Consider the following 18939-nt stretch of genomic DNA (forward strand, 5'->3'; position numbering starts at 1 on the left):
CCCGGATGCGCGGTGGCGCGCAGGCCGGTCACCTTCCGGTGTCGCAGTCGCCGGCGGGCCACCTGCCGGTTCTGTACACGCAGGTCCTGGACGGCCTGAAGGTGATCGAAAACGGAACGTATCTCGATGGCACGTTTGGTCGTGGCGGTCACGCCCGTGGCGTGCTCGAGCAACTCGGTCCTGGAGGCCGGCTGCTGGTCATGGACAAGGATCCGGAGGCCATTGCGGTGGCGGAGCGCGATTTCGCGCCGGATCCGCGCGTCTCCATCTTCCGCGGCAGCTTCGCCGACCTGCTGCACTGGAGCGAAACCGCCGGGGGCTTGGACGGGGTGCTGTTCGACCTGGGCGTGTCCTCGCCCCAGCTGGACGTGGCCGAGCGCGGTTTCAGCTTCGGTAAGGACGGCCCGCTGGACATGCGCATGGACCCGGACAGCGGCGAAAGCGCGGCGCAGTGGCTCAATCGGGTTGAAGAGCGCGAGCTCATGGATGTGCTGTGGACCTACGGCGAGGAGCGCCAGGGGCGTCGCATCGCCCGGGCGATCATCGCGCGCCGCGACAAACTGCCGTTCACCCGCACCGCCGAACTGGCCGAGCTGATTGCCTCGGTGATGCCGCGGGGCAAGGACAAGATCCACCCGGCCACCCGCAGCTTCCAGGCCATCCGCATCCATATCAACCGCGAGCTGGCCGACCTTGAAGCCGGCCTGGACGCGGCCATGGCGCGGCTCAAGCCCGGTGGCCGGCTGGCGGTGATCAGCTTCCACTCGCTGGAAGACCGCATCGTCAAGCAGTTCATGAACCGCCACGCCAAGGCCCCGCCGACCAACCGCCGGCTGCCCGAACTGGCCGCGTTCGTGCCGACGCTGGACCTGGTGGGCGGCGCCATCAAGGCCGACGACGACGAGCTGGCCGTCAATCCCCGCTCGCGCAGCGCCGTGCTGCGCGTGGCCGAAAAGCGTGCGGTGGCCGGATGAGCCGCCTGCTGCTGGTCGTGCTGCTGGCCTGCACCATCGCCTCGGCGATCGGTGTGGTGTTCATGCGCCACCGGCACCGCCAGACCTTCGTCGAACTGTCGCGCGTCGAGCGCGCCCGCGATGAACTGAACATCGAATTCGGCCGCCTGCAGCTGGAGCAGGCGACCCTGGCCGAAGCCACCCGCGTGGACCGCGTGGCGCGCGAGCGGCTGGGCATGAAATTCCCCGAAGCGGCGGACGTGGTGGTGGTACGGCCATGAACAAGTCCGGTCGCAACCGCACCCGCAACAGCTTCAACCTTCGCCAGCGCCTGAAGTGGGTGGGCCTGGCGCTTGGGCTGTGCTCGGTGTCGCTGGTCGGCCGTGCCGCTTACGTGCAGCTGGTCAACAGCGATTTCTACCAGCGCCAGGGCGAGGCGCGCTACCTGCGCGAACTGCCGATCAACACCTCGCGCGGCATGATCACCGACCGCAACGGCGAGCCGGTCGCGGTGTCCACCCCGGTCGCCTCGATCTGGGTCAACCCGCAGGAACTGATGCGTTCGGAAGACCGCATCCCGGAGCTGGCCGCCGCGCTGGGCATGCCGGTGGACGAGCTGACCTCCAAGCTGAGCCAGAAGGCCGACAAGGAATTCATGTACCTGCGCCGCCGGATCAATCCGGACGAGGCGGAGCGGGTGGTGGCGCTGAAGATTCCGGGCGTGGCCTCGCAGCGCGAGTTCCGCCGCTTCTACCCGCAGGGTGAGGCGATGGCGCACGTGCTCGGCTTCACCAACATCGACGACCGCGGCCAGGAAGGGCTGGAGCTGGCCTTCGACGAATGGCTGCGCGGCAAGGCCGGCGCCAAGCGCGTGATCCGCAACCGCAAGGGCGACACGGTCGAGAGCGACCTGCTGCGCGCGGCCGAGCCGGGCAAGGACCTGACCCTCAGCATCGACCGCCGCATCCAGTTCCTGGCGTTCAAGGAACTGCGCAACGCGCTGATCGAGAACAAGGCTGCGGGCGGTTCGATGGTGATCATGGACGTGGCCACCGGCGAGATCCTCGCCATGGTCAACCTGCCGACCTACAACCCCAACGCGGTGGGCGGTGCTGCGCCGGACAGCCGACGCAACCGCGCGGTGACCGATCTGGTCGAGCCGGGCTCGACCATGAAGCCGCTGACCATCGCCTCGGCCCTGCAGTCCGGCGCGGTGACCAAGGACACCATCGTCGATACCAACCCGGGTTACATGGCGCTGGGCCGCTACACGATCAAGGACGTGCCGCGGAACAACGGCGTGCTCAACGTCACCGGCGTGATCACGCGCAGTTCGAACATCGGCGCGGCCAAGATCGCCGCGAAGATGCCGGACCAGGTGTTCTACGACCACGTCCACAGCTTCGGTTACGGCGTGGCCCCGCACAGCGGATTCCCCGGGGAATCGGCGGGCGTATTTCCGCGCCCGGCGCGCTGGAGTGGTCCGTCCAAGTCCACCATGTCCTATGGCTACGGCTTGAATGTCAGCCCGCTGCAGATCGCCACCGCGTACGCGGCGCTCGGCAACGGCGGCAAGCTGATCGCCCCGACCTTCGTCAAGGGCCAGCGCAACGAGGGCCGCCAGATCATCGACGAGAAGGTCGCGCGGGAAGTGGTGGCCATGATGGAAACGGTGGTCACCCAGGGCGGCGCCAAGCAGGCGGCGGTGCTGGGCTACCACGTGGCCGGCAAGACCGGCACGGCACGCAAGGCCGGCCCGGGTGGCTACGAGCGCGGCCACTACAACGCGCTGTTCGCCGGCGTGGTGCCGGCCAGCAATCCGCGCTTTGCCACGGTGATCGTCATCAACGACCCGCAGGCAGGCAAGTACTACGGTGGCCTGGTCTCTGCGCCGGTATTCCACAACGTCATGGAAGGCGCGCTGCGCCTGATGGATGTGCCGCCGGACGACATCGATTCCTGGCTGGCCGCCCAGCAGTCCGGAAAGATGGGGCATGCCGCCACATCGCTGCCGACCCCGCCGCCGGCCGATGCGGTCGTCGCCCCGGACGCCGCCGCCGAATTCGATGCCGCGCTGCCCAGCGCGCACGCCACGGTGCCGCCCGCGCAGGGAGGCACGCAATGAGCCAGACGATGTTGCTTTCGCAGTTGCTTCCCGATGTGGCCCTGGGCCACGACCCGTCCATCACCGGCCTGGTGCTGGACAGCCGTGCCGTGCGCCCCGGCAACGCCTTCGTGGCGATCGCCGGCTTCGGCGCGCATGGCCTGGGCTTCGTTGACCAGGCCCGTGCCGCCGGCGCGGGTGCCATCCTGTTCGACCCGCCGGCCCCGGCCGAGCTGCCGGCCCCGGCCGACGCCATCGCGGTGCCCGGGCTGCGCACGCGCATGGGCGCGATGGCCGATCAGTTCCATGGGCATCCCTCGCGCGCGATGACGATGGTCGGCGTGACCGGCACCAACGGCAAGACCTCCACCGTGCAGCTGCTGGCCCAGGCCTGGCACCTGCTGGGCACGCGCAGTGGCAGCATCGGCACGCTCGGCGTCGGCCTGTACGGACACGTGGTGCCGACCGGCTTCACCACGCCGCTGGTGCTGCAGATGCACGAGGTGCTGGCGCAGCTGCGCGACCAGGGCGCGCAGGCGGTGGCGATGGAAGTCAGCTCGCACGCGCTCGACCAGGGCCGCGTGGACGCCGTGCACTACGACGTGGCGGTGTTCACCAACCTCACCCGCGACCATCTCGACTACCACGGCGACATGGCGCAGTACGGCGCGGCCAAGGCCAAGCTGTTCCACCGCGACGGTCTCAAGGCGGCGGTAGTGAACCTGGACGACAGTTTCGGCAGCGAGCTGCTGCGCACCGTGGCACCCGGCGTCCGCCAGATCGGCGTCAGCTCGCGCGGTGCGCAGAAGGCGACGCTGCAGGCCGACTCGCTGCGCCTGGACGGGCGCGGCTTCGCCTTCGACCTCGTGGTCGACGGCGTGCGCCACCCGGTGCAGTCGCCGCTGCTGGGCCGCTTCAACGTGGACAACCTGCTGGGCGTGGCCGGCACGCTGCTCGCCCTCGACCACGCGCCTGCCGCGATCGCCGCGCTGCTGTCGCAGCTGCAGCCGATCGCCGGGCGCATGAATCGTCTCGGCGGCGACGCGGGCCAGCCGACCGTGGTCATTGATTACGCACACACGCCCGATGCGCTGGAACAGGCGCTGACCAGCCTGCAGGGGCATCTCGCCGGGCGCCTGGTCTGCGTATTCGGCTGCGGCGGCGAACGCGATACCGGCAAGCGCCCGCAGATGGCGGCCATTGCCGAGCGCCTGGCCAACGTGGTGATCGTCACCGACGACAACCCGCGTGGCGAAGACGGCGACGCGATCGTTGCCGACATCCTGGCCGGCGTGACCCACCCGGCCAGCGTCACCGTGCAGCGCGACCGGGCGGCGGCGATTGCCACCGCGATCGGCCAGGCTGGCGCGGGCGACATCGTGCTGATTGCCGGCAAGGGCCATGAGCCCTATCAGGAGATCAACGGCGTGCAGCACGCCTTCAACGATACCGAGGTGGCCGCACGCGTGTTGGCCCGGCACGCGGAGGTGGCACCGTGAAGCGCACCCCGCTGTCGCTGATCGCACATTGGGCCGGTGGCGAGATCCATGGCGAAGACACCGCCATCGATGCCATCAGCAACGATACCCGCACCCTCGCGGCTGGCAGCCTGTACGTGGCGCTGCGCGGCGAGCGGTTCGACGGCCATGACTTCGCCGCCGATGCGGTGGTCCGTGGGGCCAGCGCGATGCTGGTCGAACGCCTGCTCGACGTGGCGGTGCCGCAGATCGTGGTGGCCGACAGCGAGCACGCGTTGGGCCGCATTGCCGCCGGCATGCAGCGCGACCGCGCCGCCCAGGTGTTCGCCATCACCGGCAGCAACGGCAAGACCAGCGTCAAGAGCCTGCTGCTGGCGATCCTGGAGCAGGTGGCGCGCGAGCAGCAGACGGTCGTGTACGCCAACCCGGGCAACCGCAACAACGAAATCGGGCTGCCGCTGGCGGTGATCGATGCGCCGGAAGACGCCGACTTCGCCATCTACGAGATGGGCGCGGGCAAGCCGGGCGACATCGCCTACCTGACCGACATCGCGCGCCCGCAGTACGCGCTGGTCAACAACATCGCCCCGGCGCACCTGGAGCGCATGGGCAGCCTGCAGGGCGTGGCCAGCACCAAGGGTGCCATCTACGCCGCGCTGCCGGCCGACGGCGTGGCGGTGATCAATGCCGATGATGCCTTCGGCATCTGGTTCGAGCAGGACATCGTCGGCCAGCCGCCGCGCAGCCGGCTGCTCCGTTATGGCTTGGACCACAGCGCCGACGTGACCGCCCAGGCGATCCAGCCAACGGCCGACGGCAGCCGGTTCACGCTGGTGACGCCCGGCGGCACGGTGGCCATCCAGCTGGCACTGCCGGGCCGGCACAACATCAGCAACGCACTGGCCGCCGCCTCGCTGGCGCTGGCGGCCGGTATCGGCCTGGATGCCATCGCCGCCGGCCTGGCACGTGCCGAACCCGTGCCCGGCCGCCAGATCGCGCACCGGCTGCCCAACGGCGCCCTGCTCATCGACGACAGCTACAACGCCAACCCCGGTTCGCTTGCCGCCGCCATCGATGCGCTGGCCGCATCGAAGGATGACGGCTGGCTGGTGCTGGGCGACATGCGCGAACTCGGTCCGGACGGCGAGGCGCTGCACGCCCATGCCGGGCGCCGGGCACGCGAGGCCGGCCTGAAGCGGCTGTACACGCTGGGCACGCTCAGCGCGGCGGCATCGCAGGCCTTCGGCGAGGGTGGCCGCCACTTCCACAGCCACGACGCACTGGCCGCCGCGCTCGCCGAGGAACTGCATGCTGGCGTGCGCTGCCTGGTCAAGGGCTCGCGCGGCAGCGCCATGGACAAGATCGTAAAAGCGCTGCTGGCGCGAGGAGAGGAAACCCCCAATGTTGCTTGAACTGGCCCGATGGTTGCAGCAGTTGGAGAGCCTGTTCGGGCTGTTCGGCTATCTGACTCTGCGCGGCATCCTGGCCGCGCTTACCGCGCTGTTCCTGTCGCTGTGGCTGGGCCCGGCGATGATCCGCAAGCTGGCCCAGTTCAAGGGTGGCCAGCCGATCCGCAAGGACGGTCCGCAGACCCACTTCTCCAAGGCCGGCACGCCGACCATGGGCGGCTCGCTGATCCTGCTCACCATCACCCTGTCGGTGCTGCTGTGGGCCGACCTGCGCAACCGCTACGTGTGGGTGGTGCTGGCGGTGATGCTGTGCTTCGGCGCCATCGGCTGGTACGACGACTGGATCAAGATCGTGCGCCGCGACCCGAACGGCCTGAAGTCGCGCTGGAAGTACCTGCTGCAGTCGATCTTCGGCCTGGCCGCGGGTCTGTTCCTGTTCTACACGGCCGATGTGCCGGCGGCGCTGACCTTCTATATCCCGATGTTCAAGTCGGTGGCGCTGCCGCTGGCCGGCATCAGCTTCGTGGCCATCGCCTATTTCTGGATCGTCGGCTTCTCCAACGCGGTCAACCTGACCGACGGCCTGGACGGGCTGGCGATCATGCCTACCGTGCTGGTCGCCTGTGCGCTGGGCGTGTTCGCCTATGCGTCGGGCAACGTGGTGTTCTCCAACTACCTGCAGATTCCGCAGATTCCCGGCGCGGGCGAACTGGTGATCATCTGCGCGGCCATTGCCGGTGCGGGGCTCGGCTTCCTGTGGTTCAACACCTATCCGGCCATGGTCTTCATGGGCGATATCGGCGCGCTGGCGCTGGGTGCGGTGCTGGGCACCATCGCGGTGATCACCCGCCAGGAACTGGTGCTGGTGATCATGGGCGGCGTGTTCGTGATTGAGACGCTGTCGGTGATGATCCAGGTCGCCTCGTTCAAGCTGACCGGCAAGCGCGTGTTCAAGATGGCGCCGATCCATCACCACTTCGAACTGAAGGGCTGGCCCGAACCGCGCGTGATCGTGCGCTTCTGGATCATCTCGGTGGTGCTGGTGCTGATCGGCCTGGCCACGTTGAAGGTCCGCTGATGAATGACCTGTCGCGCCAGGCAACCCGCCTTGAAGCCATCGGAGGCCGCTTCGATACGTGGCTGCTGGGCGCGATCATCGCGCTCACCGGGCTGGGTGTGGTGATGGTCGCGTCGAGCTCGATCGCGTTGATGAGCAGCCCGTTCTACTACCTCAACCGCCACCTGATCTTCCTGGCGGTCGGTATCGCCCTGGCCGCCGTTGCCATGCGCACCGAGCTCAAGAGCATCGAGCAGTACAACCAGGTCCTGCTGCTGGGCTGCTTCGCGCTGCTGGTGGTGGTGTTCATTCCCGGCCTGGGCAGCAGCGTCAATGGCGCCCGGCGCTGGATCAACCTGGGCTTCTCCAAGTTCCAGACGGTCGAAGCGGTCAAGGTGCTCTACATCGTGTGGCTGTCGAGCTACCTGGTGCGCTTCCGCGACGAGGTCAATGCGACCTGGCCGGCGATGCTCAAGCCGCTGGGCGTGGCCGGTGCGCTGGTGGTGCTGCTGTTGCTGCAGCCCGACTTCGGTTCCTCGACCCTGCTGCTGGCCATCACCGCAGGCATGCTGGTGCTGGGCGGAGTGAACCTGCCGCGCATGTCCATGCCGATCGTGTTCGGCCTGGTGGCCATGAGCGCCCTGGCGATCATCGAGCCGTACCGCATGCGCCGCATCACCTCGTTCTGGGACCCGTGGGCCGACCAGCAGGGCGACGGCTACCAGCTGTCGAACGCGCTGATGGCGGTGGGTCGCGGCGAATGGACCGGTGTCGGCCTCGGCAACTCGGTGCAGAAGCTCTATTACCTGCCCGAGGCGCACACCGACTTCATCTTTTCGGTCACCGCCGAGGAGCTCGGCTTCCTCGGTACCTGCCTGATCGTGGGGCTGTATGCGCTGCTGGCCGGGCGCGCGTTCTGGATCGGCATGCGCTGCGTGGAAATGAAGCGCCACTTCTCCGGCTACATCGCCTTCGGCATCGGCCTGTGGGTGAGCATGCAGAGCTTCGTCTCCATTGGCGTGAACCTGGGCATCCTGCCGACCAAGGGCCTGACCCTGCCGCTGATTTCGGCCGGCGGCTCGAGCGTCCTGATGACCTGCGTGGCCATGGGCCTGCTGCTGCGCGTGTCGTATGAGCTGGATCGCGCCGAGCGCCGCCAGGCGGTGCGCATGGGCGCGGCCGAGCCTGACGAGCCGGCGTCGGATGCCACCCACGCGACCAGCGCCGCCGCCATGTCGGACACCGCGCCGCGTCCATCCGCGCAGCGCGACAGTGCCCCGCGTGGCACCAGCCGCATGCAGCAGCGGATCGAACCGACGCTGGGGAGGATGGGATGAGCGGCGCGCTGAACACGTCTGATCGCCCGGTGATGATCATGGCCGGCGGTACCGGTGGTCACATCTTCCCCGGCCTTGCCGTGGCCCGGGTGCTGCGTGCGCGCGGCATCCCGGTGACTTGGCTGGGCAGCGAGGGCGGCATGGAAACCCGGCTGGTGCCCCAGCATGACATCCACATCGACACGCTGGCCATCAGTGGCCTGCGCGGCAAGGGCAAACTGGCGCTGCTGACCGCGCCGGGCCGACTGCTGCGCGCGGTGCGTGCGGCCGGTTTCCTGATCCGCGACCGAAACCCGCGTGCGGTCATCGCCTTCGGTGGTTTCGCCTCCGGTCCCGGCGGCCTTGCCGCGCGCCTGCATGGCCTGCCGCTGCTGGTGCACGAACAGAACCGGGCGCCGGGCCTGACCAACCGCGTGCTGTCGCGTTTCGCGCGCCGCGTGTTGACCGGCTTCCCGGGCAGCTTCGTGCAGCGCGAAGAGGCCGTCGGCAATCCGGTGCGTGCCGAGATCGCAGCCGTCGCCGCGCCCGAACAGCGCCTGGCCGACCGCCAGGGTCCGCTGCGCCTGCTGGTGCTGGGCGGCAGCCAGGGCGCGCGTGCATTGAACACGGCCGTGCCGCAGGCACTGGCTGCACTGGGTGCTGGCGTGGCCATCGAGGTGCGCCACCAGAGCGGGGAAAAGCTGCACGCCGAAGCGCTGAAGGCCTACCAGGACGCAGGCGTCACCGCGCAGGTCGAGCCGTTCATCGCCGACATGGCCGAGGCCTTCGCCTGGGCCGATCTGGTGGTGTGCCGATCCGGCGCGTCCACCCTGGCCGAGCTGTGTGCGGTCGGCGTGGGCAGCGTGCTGGTGCCGTTCGCAGCGGCCGTCGACGATCACCAGACCCGCAACGCGGAGTATCTGGTCGAGCGCGGCGCGGCCGTGCTGCTGAAGCAGGATGAAACGCTGGCCACGCAGTTGCAGGGCGTGCTGCGCGATCTGTCCGAACATTCCGCCCGGCGCATGCAGATGGCAACCGCCGCGCGTGCCCTGGCCAAGGTCGATGCCGCCGAGCGCATCGCCGACATCATTCTCGAGGAATCCAAATGAACACCGTTACGCGAGGCCGCGCATGATCCGCCGTCTGCACGACACCAACGACCTGGTCCGCGCGTTCCCGCGCGTGCACTTCGTCGGCATCGGTGGCACCGGCATGAGCGGCATTGCCGAAGTGATGCTGACGCTGGGCTATGAAGTGTCCGGCTCGGACAACGCCGACAACGTCGCCACCCGTCGCCTGGCCGGGCTGGGCGCGCGCGTGATGCGGGGCCATTCCGCCGCCAACGTGCTCGGCACCGACTGCGTCGTGGTCTCCAGCGCGATCCGCGATGACAACCCCGAGCTGATGGAAGCGCGCAGCCAGCGCATTCCGATCATGCCGCGCGCGGCCATGCTGGCCGAGCTGATGCGCTTCCGCCGCGGTATCGCCGTGGCCGGCACGCATGGCAAGACCACCACCACCAGCCTTACCGCCGCCGTGCTGAGCGAAGGCGGGCTGGACCCGACCTTCGTCATCGGTGGCCAGCTGCTGGCGGCCGGCGCCAACGCCAAGCTGGGCAGTGGCCAGTGGCTGGTGGCCGAAGCGGATGAAAGCGATGGCAGCTTCCTGCGCCTGAACCCGCTGGTCTCGGTGATCACCAATATCGATGCGGACCACCTGGAGAACTACGGCAACGACTTCTCCCGCGTGCAGGCCGCGTTCGCCGAATTCCTGCAGCGCCTGCCGTTCTACGGGCTGGCGGTGCTGTGCATCGATGACCCGGAAGTGGCCGCGCTGGCCGCGCAGACGCCGCGCCATGTCATGAGCTATGGCATGAGCAGCAACGCGGACGTGCGCGCCGAAGACGTGATCCAGGACGGTCCGCGCATGCACTTCACCCTGCGCCTGCCCGAAGGCAGCAGCTACCCGGTGACCCTGGCCCTGCCGGGCGCGCACAACGTGCTCAATGCGCTGGCCGCCGCCGCGGTGGGCTGGCAGCTGGGCGTAGCCCCGGATGCCATTGCACGTGCATTGGAAAGCTTTGCCGGCATCGGCCGTCGCTTCAATGACCTGGGCATCGTCACCACCGGCACCGGTGCCAACGTCCGTCTGATCGACGACTACGGCCACCACCCGCGCGAACTGGCGGCGGTGTTCGCCGCCGCCCGTGGCGGCTGGCCGGACCAGCGCCTGGTGGTGGCGTTCCAGCCGCACCGTTACAGCCGCACGCGCGACCAGTTCGATGCGTTCGCCGCCGTGCTGTCCGAAGTGGATGCGTTGGTGCTGTGCGAGGTCTATCCGGCCGGCGAAGCGCCGATCCCCGGCGCCGACGCGCGCTCGCTGGCGCGCGCCATCCGTGCGCGCGGCCGCAGCGAGCCGGTGGTGGTGGGCCAGGCCGCCGAGCTGTCGCACGTGCTGCCCGACGTGCTGCAGGACGGCGACCTGTTGCTGCTGATGGGTGCCGGCGACATCGGCTATGTCGCCCAGCACCTGGCGACCGACGGCTTCAAGGAGGCCCCCGCGGCATGAATACGATCAACTTCCCGCCGCTGCGCGTGACCGACCCGGCCCTGTTCGGCCGCGTCGCCGTGCTGCTGGGTGGCACCTCCAGCGAACGCGAGGTCTCGCTGGATTCCGGCCGCAACGTGATCGAGGCCCTGCGTGCGCGCGGGGTGGATGCGATCGCGGTGGACGGCATCCCGGCGCTGGCCCGGGCGCTGGTGGAAAAGCGCTTCGACCGCGTCTTCAACATCCTGCACGGCCACAACGGGGGTGGTGAGGACGGCATCGTGCAGGGGCTGATGGAAGCCTTTGGGGTGCCGTACACCGGCTCGGACGTACTGGGCTCGGCGTTGAGCATGGACAAGATCCGCACCAAGCAGGTGTGGTTGTCGCTGGGCCTGCCCACCCCGCAGTATCGGAAGGTGGACAGTGCCACCGTCCACGCGCTGGCGGCCGAACTCGGCCTGCCGGTGGTGGTGAAGCCTGCGAATGAAGGGTCCAGCGTCGGCATCAGCCGGGTCACCGACGACGCCGGCCTGGATGAGGCGGTGGCGCTGGCCGCACGCTACGACGGCCAGCTGCTGATGGAGCAGATGGTGGTTGGCGACGAGCTGACCGTGGCGATCCTGGGCGACCAGGCGCTGCCGTCGATCCGCATCGTGCCCAAGGGCCAGTGGTACGACTACAACGCCAAGTACATCGCCGAGGACACGCAGTACCTGTGCCCCGGACTGGACGGCGAGGACGAGGTTGAAATCCGCCGTATCGCACTGGCCGCGTTCCGCGCCGCCGGCTGCCGTGGCTGGGGCCGCGTGGACGTGATGCGCGACCGCGCCAGCGGCCGCTTCCATCTGTTGGAGGTCAACACGGCACCGGGCATGACCAGCCACTCGCTGGTGCCCAAGTCGGCCCAGCAGGCCGGCATCGGCTTCGAGGAGCTGGTGTGGCGTGTGCTGGAACAGACCCTGGCCCTGCCGCAGGAGCGCCATCACGCATGAACGCGGTGCTGCGCATCTTCGTCTGGTTGCTGGCCCTGTCGCTGGTAGCGCTGCCCGTGGTGGCGGTGCTCAACGGCTGGGTCGGTGCCGAACGGTGGCCGTTGGCCAAGCTGCGCGTGCACGGTGAGTTCAAGCGCGTGCCGGCCGAGCAACTGCAGACGGTGGTGCTGCCGTATGCGAAGTCCGGCTTCTTCGCGGTGAAGCTGCAGGACGCGCAGGACGCCATCGAAACCCTGCCGTGGGTGGAAAGCGCTCAGGTCCGCAAGCAGTGGCCCGATGTGCTGGAAATCACCCTGGTCGAGCACAAGCCGTTTGCACGCTGGGGCAAGGATCGCCTGCTCTCCGAGCAGGGCAAGCTGTTCGCCACCCCGCAGAAGCTGCAGGACCTGGCGCTTCCGGACCTCGAAGGCCCGGACAGCCAGACCGCCGAAGTGGTGGCGCTGTACAACGATGCGCGCGCGCTGTTCGCCCCGGCCGGGGTCGATGTGACCCGGGTCCGCATGGACGCCCGTGGCAGCTGGTCGCTGCTGTTGAGCAACGGCACCGAAGTGGTGGTGGGCCGCGATGACGCGCGTTCGCGGCTGCAGCGCTTCGTGCGCGTGCTGCCGCAGCTGGCCAACCAGCAGGTGCCGATCGAACGCGCCGACCTCCGATATACCAATGGTTTCACGCTGAGCTGGGGTACCCCGGCCGCGGCCGCGCCGGCCAATGTGGCGCACAGGACGCAGGACAGGACATGAATCGCAAGGGTGACAAATCGCTGATCGTCGGGCTGGACATCGGCACCTCCAAGGTGGTGGCGCTGGTCGGCGAGTATTCGCCGGGCAACCCCATCGAGGTCATCGGCATCGGCTCGCACGAATCGCGCGGTCTCAAGCGCGGCGTGGTGGTGGACATCGAATCGACCGTGCAGTCGATCCAGCGTGCGGTCGAGGAGGCCGAGCTGATGGCCGGCTGCGAGATCCGCTCGGTGTACGCCTCCATTTCCGGCAACCACGTGCAGTGCAAGAACTCGCCGGGGATCGTGCCGATCCGCGATGGCGAGGTGACCTGGGGCGACCTGGACCGCGTTCTTGACGCCGCCAAGGCGGTGGCGATCCCGGCCGACCAGAAGATCCTGCACGCCATCCCGCGTGAATACGTGCTGGACGACTCGCAGGAAGGCATCCGCAATCCTGTCGGCATGACCGGCGTGCGCCTGGAGGTGCACGCGCACCTGGTGGTGTGCGCGCAGTCGGCGGCGGCCAACATCAGCAAGTGCGTGCAGCGCTGCGGCCTGCAGGTGGACGATCTGGTGCTGTCCTCGCTGGCCTCCTCGGTGGCCGTGCTGACTGCCGACGAACGCGAGCTGGGCGTGGTGCTGGTCGACATGGGCGCCGGCACCACCGACCTGGCCGTGTTCGTGCAGGGCGCGATCTGCCACACCGCGTCGTTGCCGATCGCCGGCGACCACGTCACCAACGACATCGCGCACATGCTGCGCACGCCGACCCCGGAAGCCGAGCAGATCAAGGTGCGCTACGCCTGCGCCCTGGCCCAGCTGGCCACCGCCGAGGAAAGCATCCAGGTGCCCAGCGTCGGCGATCGTCCGCCGCGCCGCATGCCGCGTCATGCACTCGCGCAGGCGGTGCAGGGCCGTTACGAGGAAATCTTCGAGATGGTGCAGGCCGAACTGCGCCGCTCCGGCTTCGAGGAACTGGTGCGCGCCGGCATGGTGCTCACCGGCGGTGCCTCGAAGATGGAGGGCGTGGTCGAGCTGGCCGAAGAAATGCTGCAGATGCCGGTACGCGTGGGCATTCCGCAGCACGTCACCGGTCTGGGTGAAGTCGTCGGCAATCCGGTCCACGCCACTGGCGTAGGCCTGCTGCTGATGGGCAGCCAGATCGAACACCCCCGCCGTCCGTCGCTGCCCACCGGCCGCGCGGGCAGCATGTTCAAGAAACTCAAGACCTGGTTCCGCGGCGAATTTTAAAAGAAGGCAGTAGAGCCGACTGGTAGAGCCGACTTTTAGTCGGCTAAAAAAAAACGGTAGAGCCGACTGTTAGTCGGCTGACAAAAAAACCGGCAAATGCCGGATGCAACAAAACCGGCCCCCGCCGGCGCAGCAAAGAGCAACACACAACCCACACAGCCGCAACGGCAACATGCAGCGCGAAGGCAGGACGCCTGGACGCCCATGCCACCCATAAGCGGATACAACGAGGACACGGACATGGCGCATTTCGAACTGATTGAAAAGATGGCACCCAATGCGGTGATCAAGGTGATCGGCGTGGGCGGCGGCGGCGGCAACGCCGTGGCGCACATGGTCAGCACCAGCGTGGACGGCGTGGAATTCATCACGGCCAACACCGACTCGCAGGCCATCAAGAATTGCGGTGCCAAGCTGCAGCTGCAGCTGGGTACCAACGTCACCAAGGGCCTGGGCGCAGGCGCGAACCCGGAAGTGGGCCGCCAGGCCGCACTGGAAGACCGCGAGCGAATCATGGACGCCCTGCAGGGCGCGGACATGGTGTTCATCACCGCCGGCATGGGCGGCGGCACCGGTACCGGCGCCGCGCCGGTGGTGGCACAGCTGGCCAAGGAGATGGGCATCCTGACCGTCGCCGTGGTCACCAAGCCGTTCCCGTTCGAAGGCCGTCGCCGCATGCAGGTTGCGCTGAAGGGCATCGAAGAGCTGAGCCAGCACTGCGACTCGCTGATCACCATCCCGAACGAAAAGCTGATCACCGTGCTGGGCCGCAACGCCACCATGATCCAGGCCTTCCGTGCCGCCAACGACGTCCTCCAGGGCGCCGTGCAGGGCATCGCCGACCTGATCGTGCGTCCGGGCCTGATCAACGTCGACTTCGCCGACGTGCGCACCGTGATGTCCGAAATGGGCCTGGCGATGATGGGCACCGGCACCGCCCGTGGCGATGACCGCGCCCAGGCCGCCGCCGAAGCTGCCATCCAGAACCCGCTGCTGGACGATGTGAACCTGGCCGGTGCCAACGGCATCCTGGTCAACATCACCGCCGGCGCCGACTTCACCATGGCCGAGTTCGACGAGATCGGCCGCACCATCGATGGCTTCGCGTCCGAAGACGCCACCGTGGTGGTCGGTACCGTGCTGGATCCGGACATGCAGGACGAAGTCCGCGTGACCGTGGTGGCCACCGGCCTGAACCGTGCAGTGGCAGCCAAGACCCAGCGTCCGGGCGAGCGCGCGCCGATCAAGCTGGTCCGCAACGCCACCACCGGCCAGCCGGAATTCGGCGACTTCGACAACGGCGGCGACGCGGTGTCCAAGGCGGTCGGTGGCATGGGCCTGGGCCTGCGTCGTCCGAGCGCCGACACCGTGGCAGCCTCGTCCCCGTCGGCCTCCGGCCCGGCGTCGGCGGAACTGCCCAACGATTACCTGGACATCCCGGCGTTCCTGCGCCGCCAGGCGGACTGAGGTCAGCCAGCCGGGGCCTTGTCCTCCCCGGTGAGCGCCTCCATGTCCCTTGCTGCCGGGCCAGGATAGGCCCGGCAGTTCGCCGTGTCGGCGTCAGGACCTTCGGGTCGTGACCCGCTGGCGGAGCTGCCCCGTCCCCGGTTCACGAAAGGGACAGTGGTAGTGCGTGTTATTCTTGTTTGTCATTGCCGCGCTGACCGCGCGCTTCCCGGTTGCCCCCATGATCCCCCAACGCACTCTCAAGAACACGATCCGCGCCACCGGCGTTGGCCTGCACAGCGGCGACAAGGTCTACATGACCCTGCGCCCGGCACCGGTCAACCACGGGATCGTGTTCCGTCGCGTGGACCTGGATCCCGTGGTGGAAGTGCCGGCACGGGCCGACCTGGTCACCGAAGTCACCCTGTGCACCGGACTGACCTGCAACGACGCCAAGATCCAGACCGTCGAACACCTGATGTCGGCATTGGCCGGCCTGGGTGTGGACAACATCATCGTGGAGCTGTCCTCGGCCGAGCTGCCGATCATGGACGGTTCCTCGGGCCCGTTCGTGTTCCTGCTGCAGTCGGCGGGTATCGCCGAACAGGACGCGCCCAAGCGCTTCATCCGCATTCTGAAGACGGTGGAAGTCACCGAAGGCGACAAGGTCGCCCGCTTCGAGCCCTATGAGGGCTACAAGCTCGGTTTCACCATCCAGTTCAACCACCCGATGATCCCGGCCAAGCAGTCGCGCGCCGAGATCGAGTTCTCCACGGCGGCCTACACCAGGGAAATCTCCCGCGCGCGCACGTTCGGCTTCATGCGCGACCTGGAGTACATGCGCGAGCGCAACCTGGGCCTGGGCGGTTCGATGGACAACGCCATCGTGCTGGACGAGTTCCGCGTGCTCAACGACGACGGGCTGCGCTACGCCGATGAGTTCGTGCGCCACAAGATCCTCGATGCAATCGGCGATCTGTACCTGGCCGGTGGCCAGGTGCTGGGCGCGTACGAGGGCTTCAAGTCCGGCCACGCGCTCAACAACAAGCTGGTCCGCGCCCTGATGGCCGACGCCACCGCGTGGGAATGGGTGAGTTACGAGGCGGCGGCGGTGCCCGCACCCGTGGTCTACGGCGTCCCGGCCTACGCGTAGCGCCACGCCCTGCGTGGCTGAGCTGCCCGTGACCGCGCCCAGCCGCGCAGGGGTGAGCTGCCCGTACATCGCGTCCAGCCACGCAGGGCGTGGCTCTACGGGGTAAGTTGTTGATTTAATTAAAATATCCACGGCGCTGCGGCGCCGTTTCGCGTTTTTGTCGTTAACGCCGCGTGATCTTGACGTCAGTGAACCGTCTACGTACCTGCGTCACGGATTTGTGAACCCGATCCAGTTTTGAACGCGATTTAACGTTTTTTTAATAAAAGAATAACGACTGGGCGGCCAGTGGCAGCTACGATGCTCGCCGGCTCCCTGCCAGATTCACATGATCGTGACGACGGCGGGGAAGGGGCGGGATGCCCCGATGCCTTCAGGATTTGGAGGAATCCACGTCCTTTAGACAGGCCAACGCGTCGCGTAGCCCTTTGTGCGTGGCGGCTGAAACTGCGTGGGGGCCATTCCTGTTATCGATCGCTGGGGAGCGTGGAGGAGGGGCAGACGCAGTTTTGACGGTCACCTTGGTGACCTTCAGCCCGATGGACCGGGCCGCGTCGATCAACTGAGCCTCGGCAAGCCGGACTTTGGCGTGCCAGACAGGAGATTCGACGACAAAAACGAGGTGCTCGCCGTTCACATTCGCCAGCCGGCAACGGGTGGCCAGGGTGGGCGGCAAATGGGGGCGCAACTGACGGTCCAGCGCATCGAGCCACAGGGCGCGACGCAGCGGATTGCCGGCTTTGTCACCCATGACTGCATCCAGCGCCGGCTTCGGCGTTGACGCAGGACGAGTACTGGATTTCGGCTCAGACATGAAAACTCACTGATGGCATTCAAAAAGATCGTAATCAAAACGCGTGAAGGAAAGGCCAAGACGCCGCTGACGCGTTTGCGTTTCTACTTCGAGGACAGGCCCCGCGCCCTGCTGGGCAGCGTACTCGGGCTGGGCTGCCTGATCGGCTTCGGTGCCGGTCTGGGTGGCAGCATGTTCAATGATTCCCGGCTCCACGCCAAGGTCGCCCAGCAGGAACGCGATCTGGCGCAGGCCCGCAAAGACGCCCAGACCCAGGTCAACGCGCTCGCCGCCCGCATGGGCGAGCTGCAGGCGCAGGCCACCCGCCTGAACGCACTGGGCGAACGACTGACCCAGATGGGCAAGCTGGAAGACGGCGAATTCGACTTCAACGAGACCCCCGGCCTCGGTGAAGGCGAGCCCGGTCCCACCCAGGACATCCCCGCCAGCGCGGTCAACGCCGACTTACAGGTGCTGGAGCAGCGTTTCGCTGCTTCAGGCAGGCAGTTGTCGGTGATGGAATCGCTGATGTTCGACCACCAGCTGGAGCAGAACGCGGTGCCGGGTCGCATGCCGATCCGCAACACCTACATCACCTCCAACTTCGGTACCCGCAGCGATCCGTTCGGTCGCGGTGCGGCCACCCACAAGGGCATGGACTTCCACGCCAAGGTCGGCGACCCGGTCATGTCCGTGGCCGACGGCGTGGTCAGCTTCGCCGGCGTGAAGGGCGGCTACGGCAACGTGGTCGATGTGGACCATGGCAACGGCTATGTCACCCGCTACGCGCACAATTCGCGCCTGGTGGTGAAGCCGGGCGACCTGGTCCGGGCCGGCCAGGAAGTGGCCAAAGCAGGTTCCACGGGCCGTTCCACCGGTGCCCACGTGCACTTCGAGGTCTGGGAACGCGGCCAGGTGGTCAACCCGCGCAAGTTCCTGGGCGACGGCGGCAATACCCCGGTCGGGCGGGTTTCCCGCGGCTGAGGCCGTGATCTGGCGGATCGGGGGCGCTTGAAACCAAGCGGCCCCGTCCCAAGCTACAATGGGTGTTGCCATAGACAGGGCGCAGTGCGCCCTGTTTCGTTTGCGGCGGGCGGCTCCCAAAGGAGCGTCGCCGTTGGGGCGTCTCATTCCAACCGGTTCCTTCAATGATCAACAGCCTGCTTACCCGCGTCTTCGGCAGTCGTAACGAACGCCAGCTGCGCCAGCTCAACCGCATCGTCGCCAAGATCAATGCGTTGGAGCCGGAAATCGAAACGCTCTCCGACGAGCAGCTCAAGGCCAAGACCCCGGAGTTCAAGCAGCGCATCGCTGACGGTGAAGCCCTGGACAAGGTGCTGCCCGAAGCCTTCGCCGTCTGCCGCGAGGCCAGCCGCCGCGTGCTTGGCATGCGCCACTACGACGTCCAGCTGATCGGCGGCATGGTCCTGCACCTGGGCAAGATCGCCGAAATGCGTACCGGTGAAGGCAAGACCCTGGTAGCCACGCTGCCGGTCTACCTCAACGCGCTGGAAGGCAAGGGCGTCCACGTCGTCACCGTGAACGACTACCTGGCCCGCCGCGACTCGGCGCAGATGGGCAAGCTGTACAACTGGCTGGGCATGAGCGTCGGCGTGGTGTACCCGGGCATGCCGCACAGCGACAAGCGCGAGGCCTATGGCAGCGACATCACCTACGGCACCAACAACGAATTCGGTTTCGACTACCTGCGCGACAACA

General features: G+C 67.7%; 15 protein-coding genes and 2 pseudogenes. 16 read left to right on the forward strand and 1 reads right to left on the reverse strand.

The window, feature by feature from the left end:
• The first annotated feature begins 5 nt into the window (after nt 1–5).
• From rsmH to lpxC, 14 genes and pseudogenes are all read left to right on the forward strand, one after another.
• Nucleotides 6–974, forward strand: coding sequence for a 16S rRNA (cytosine(1402)-N(4))-methyltransferase RsmH (gene rsmH / locus RT456_RS14960; protein WP_313347847.1), 969 nt, complete (start codon nt 6–8; stop codon nt 972–974).
• Nucleotides 971–1234, forward strand: a complete 264-nt coding sequence (ftsL, locus tag RT456_RS14965) for a cell division protein FtsL (protein ID WP_068849221.1) — start codon at nt 971–973, stop codon at nt 1232–1234. Before rsmH ends, ftsL begins: the two co-directional genes overlap by 4 nt.
• Nucleotides 1231–3078, forward strand: a complete 1848-nt coding sequence (locus tag RT456_RS14970) for a penicillin-binding transpeptidase domain-containing protein (protein ID WP_313347832.1) — start codon at nt 1231–1233, stop codon at nt 3076–3078. The genes ftsL and RT456_RS14970 overlap by 4 nt, the downstream gene beginning before the upstream one ends.
• Complete coding sequence (locus RT456_RS14975) at nt 3075–4556, forward strand: UDP-N-acetylmuramoyl-L-alanyl-D-glutamate--2,6-diaminopimelate ligase (protein WP_313347833.1); 1482 nt, start codon at nt 3075–3077, stop codon at nt 4554–4556. Before RT456_RS14970 ends, RT456_RS14975 begins: the two co-directional genes overlap by 4 nt.
• Nucleotides 4553–5947 carry a UDP-N-acetylmuramoyl-tripeptide--D-alanyl-D-alanine ligase gene (gene murF / locus RT456_RS14980; RefSeq protein WP_313347834.1) on the forward strand — a complete coding sequence of 465 codons (1395 nt, stop codon included), beginning with the start codon at nt 4553–4555 and terminating at the stop codon, nt 5945–5947. Before RT456_RS14975 ends, murF begins: the two co-directional genes overlap by 4 nt.
• Nucleotides 5937–7022 carry a phospho-N-acetylmuramoyl-pentapeptide-transferase gene (gene mraY, locus RT456_RS14985; RefSeq protein ID WP_128097511.1) on the forward strand — a complete coding sequence of 362 codons (1086 nt, stop codon included), beginning with the start codon at nt 5937–5939 and terminating at the stop codon, nt 7020–7022. Before murF ends, mraY begins: the two co-directional genes overlap by 11 nt.
• Nucleotides 7022–8338 carry a putative lipid II flippase FtsW gene (ftsW, locus tag RT456_RS14990; protein WP_313347835.1) on the forward strand — a complete coding sequence of 439 codons (1317 nt, stop codon included), beginning with the start codon at nt 7022–7024 and terminating at the stop codon, nt 8336–8338. The genes mraY and ftsW overlap by 1 nt, the downstream gene beginning before the upstream one ends.
• Nucleotides 8335–9426 carry an undecaprenyldiphospho-muramoylpentapeptide beta-N-acetylglucosaminyltransferase gene (murG, locus tag RT456_RS14995; RefSeq protein ID WP_313347836.1) on the forward strand — a complete coding sequence of 364 codons (1092 nt, stop codon included), beginning with the start codon at nt 8335–8337 and terminating at the stop codon, nt 9424–9426. Before ftsW ends, murG begins: the two co-directional genes overlap by 4 nt.
• A 22-nt stretch (nt 9427–9448) precedes the next feature.
• The gene (gene murC / locus RT456_RS15000) at nt 9449–10885 is read left to right on the forward strand and encodes a UDP-N-acetylmuramate--L-alanine ligase (protein ID WP_313347837.1); all 1437 of its coding nucleotides are present in this window, start codon (nt 9449–9451) and stop codon (nt 10883–10885) included.
• On the forward strand, nt 10882–11856 hold the full coding sequence (locus RT456_RS15005; protein WP_313347838.1) for a D-alanine--D-alanine ligase: 975 nt from the start codon (nt 10882–10884) through the stop codon (nt 11854–11856). Before murC ends, RT456_RS15005 begins: the two co-directional genes overlap by 4 nt.
• Nucleotides 11853–12530, forward strand: a pseudogene (locus RT456_RS15010) (cell division protein FtsQ/DivIB); the annotation flags it as partial. The gene RT456_RS15005 and the pseudogene RT456_RS15010, both read left to right, overlap by 4 nt.
• Nucleotides 12531–12592: 62 nt before the next feature.
• Nucleotides 12593–13828, forward strand: coding sequence for a cell division protein FtsA (gene ftsA, locus RT456_RS15015; protein ID WP_017355446.1), 1236 nt, complete (start codon nt 12593–12595; stop codon nt 13826–13828).
• A gap of 240 nt (nt 13829–14068) precedes the next feature.
• Nucleotides 14069–15295 (forward strand): cell division protein FtsZ, encoded by a 1227-nt coding sequence (gene ftsZ / locus RT456_RS15020; protein WP_313347839.1) that lies wholly within the window; start codon nt 14069–14071, stop codon nt 15293–15295.
• Nucleotides 15296–15515: 220 nt separating this feature from the next.
• Nucleotides 15516–16427 (forward strand): UDP-3-O-acyl-N-acetylglucosamine deacetylase, encoded by a 912-nt coding sequence (gene lpxC, locus RT456_RS15025; protein WP_313347840.1) that lies wholly within the window; start codon nt 15516–15518, stop codon nt 16425–16427.
• A 373-nt stretch (nt 16428–16800) separates the two neighbouring features.
• Here the strand turns inward: lpxC and RT456_RS15030 are convergent, their stop codons facing one another.
• Entirely contained in the window at nt 16801–17241 is a 441-nt protein-coding gene (locus tag RT456_RS15030) for a DUF721 domain-containing protein (protein ID WP_313347841.1), read from the reverse strand.
• Nucleotides 17242–17253: 12 nt separating this feature from the next.
• Between RT456_RS15030 and RT456_RS15035 the strand changes: the two genes are divergently transcribed.
• Both RT456_RS15035 and secA read left to right on the forward strand, forming a co-directional pair.
• Nucleotides 17254–18204, forward strand: a complete 951-nt coding sequence (locus RT456_RS15035; protein WP_313347842.1) for a M23 family metallopeptidase — start codon at nt 17254–17256, stop codon at nt 18202–18204.
• A gap of 164 nt (nt 18205–18368) precedes the next feature.
• Nucleotides 18369–18939: pseudogene (gene secA, locus RT456_RS15040) on the forward strand (preprotein translocase subunit SecA); the annotation flags it as partial.

Origin of the sequence: Stenotrophomonas sp. (genome assembly GCF_032099025.1) — a bacterium.
Taxonomy (GTDB): domain Bacteria; phylum Pseudomonadota; class Gammaproteobacteria; order Xanthomonadales; family Xanthomonadaceae; genus Stenotrophomonas.

What these genes read in the sequence shown, in the direction of transcription:
- ftsL (WP_068849221.1), top strand. Translation starts at nt 971, where the DNA reads ATGAGCCGCCTGCTGCTGGTCGTGCTGCTGGCCTGCACCATCGCCTCG.
- RT456_RS14975 (WP_313347833.1), top strand. Translation starts at nt 3,075, where the DNA reads ATGAGCCAGACGATGTTGCTTTCGCAGTTGCTTCCCGATGTGGCCCTG.
- mraY (WP_128097511.1), top strand. Translation starts at nt 5,937, where the DNA reads ATGTTGCTTGAACTGGCCCGATGGTTGCAGCAGTTGGAGAGCCTGTTC.
- ftsW (WP_313347835.1), top strand. Translation starts at nt 7,022, where the DNA reads ATGAATGACCTGTCGCGCCAGGCAACCCGCCTTGAAGCCATCGGAGGC.
- rsmH (WP_313347847.1), top strand. Translation starts at nt 6, where the DNA reads ATGCGCGGTGGCGCGCAGGCCGGTCACCTTCCGGTGTCGCAGTCGCCG.
- murG (WP_313347836.1), top strand. Translation starts at nt 8,335, where the DNA reads ATGAGCGGCGCGCTGAACACGTCTGATCGCCCGGTGATGATCATGGCC.
- ftsZ (WP_313347839.1), top strand. Translation starts at nt 14,069, where the DNA reads ATGGCGCATTTCGAACTGATTGAAAAGATGGCACCCAATGCGGTGATC.
- RT456_RS14970 (WP_313347832.1), top strand. Translation starts at nt 1,231, where the DNA reads ATGAACAAGTCCGGTCGCAACCGCACCCGCAACAGCTTCAACCTTCGC.
- lpxC (WP_313347840.1), top strand. Translation starts at nt 15,516, where the DNA reads ATGATCCCCCAACGCACTCTCAAGAACACGATCCGCGCCACCGGCGTT.
- RT456_RS15030 (WP_313347841.1), bottom strand. Translation starts at nt 17,241, where the DNA reads ATGTCTGAGCCGAAATCCAGTACTCGTCCTGCGTCAACGCCGAAGCCG.
- murC (WP_313347837.1), top strand. Translation starts at nt 9,449, where the DNA reads ATGATCCGCCGTCTGCACGACACCAACGACCTGGTCCGCGCGTTCCCG.
- RT456_RS15035 (WP_313347842.1), top strand. Translation starts at nt 17,254, where the DNA reads ATGGCATTCAAAAAGATCGTAATCAAAACGCGTGAAGGAAAGGCCAAG.
- ftsA (WP_017355446.1), top strand. Translation starts at nt 12,593, where the DNA reads ATGAATCGCAAGGGTGACAAATCGCTGATCGTCGGGCTGGACATCGGC.
- RT456_RS15005 (WP_313347838.1), top strand. Translation starts at nt 10,882, where the DNA reads ATGAATACGATCAACTTCCCGCCGCTGCGCGTGACCGACCCGGCCCTG.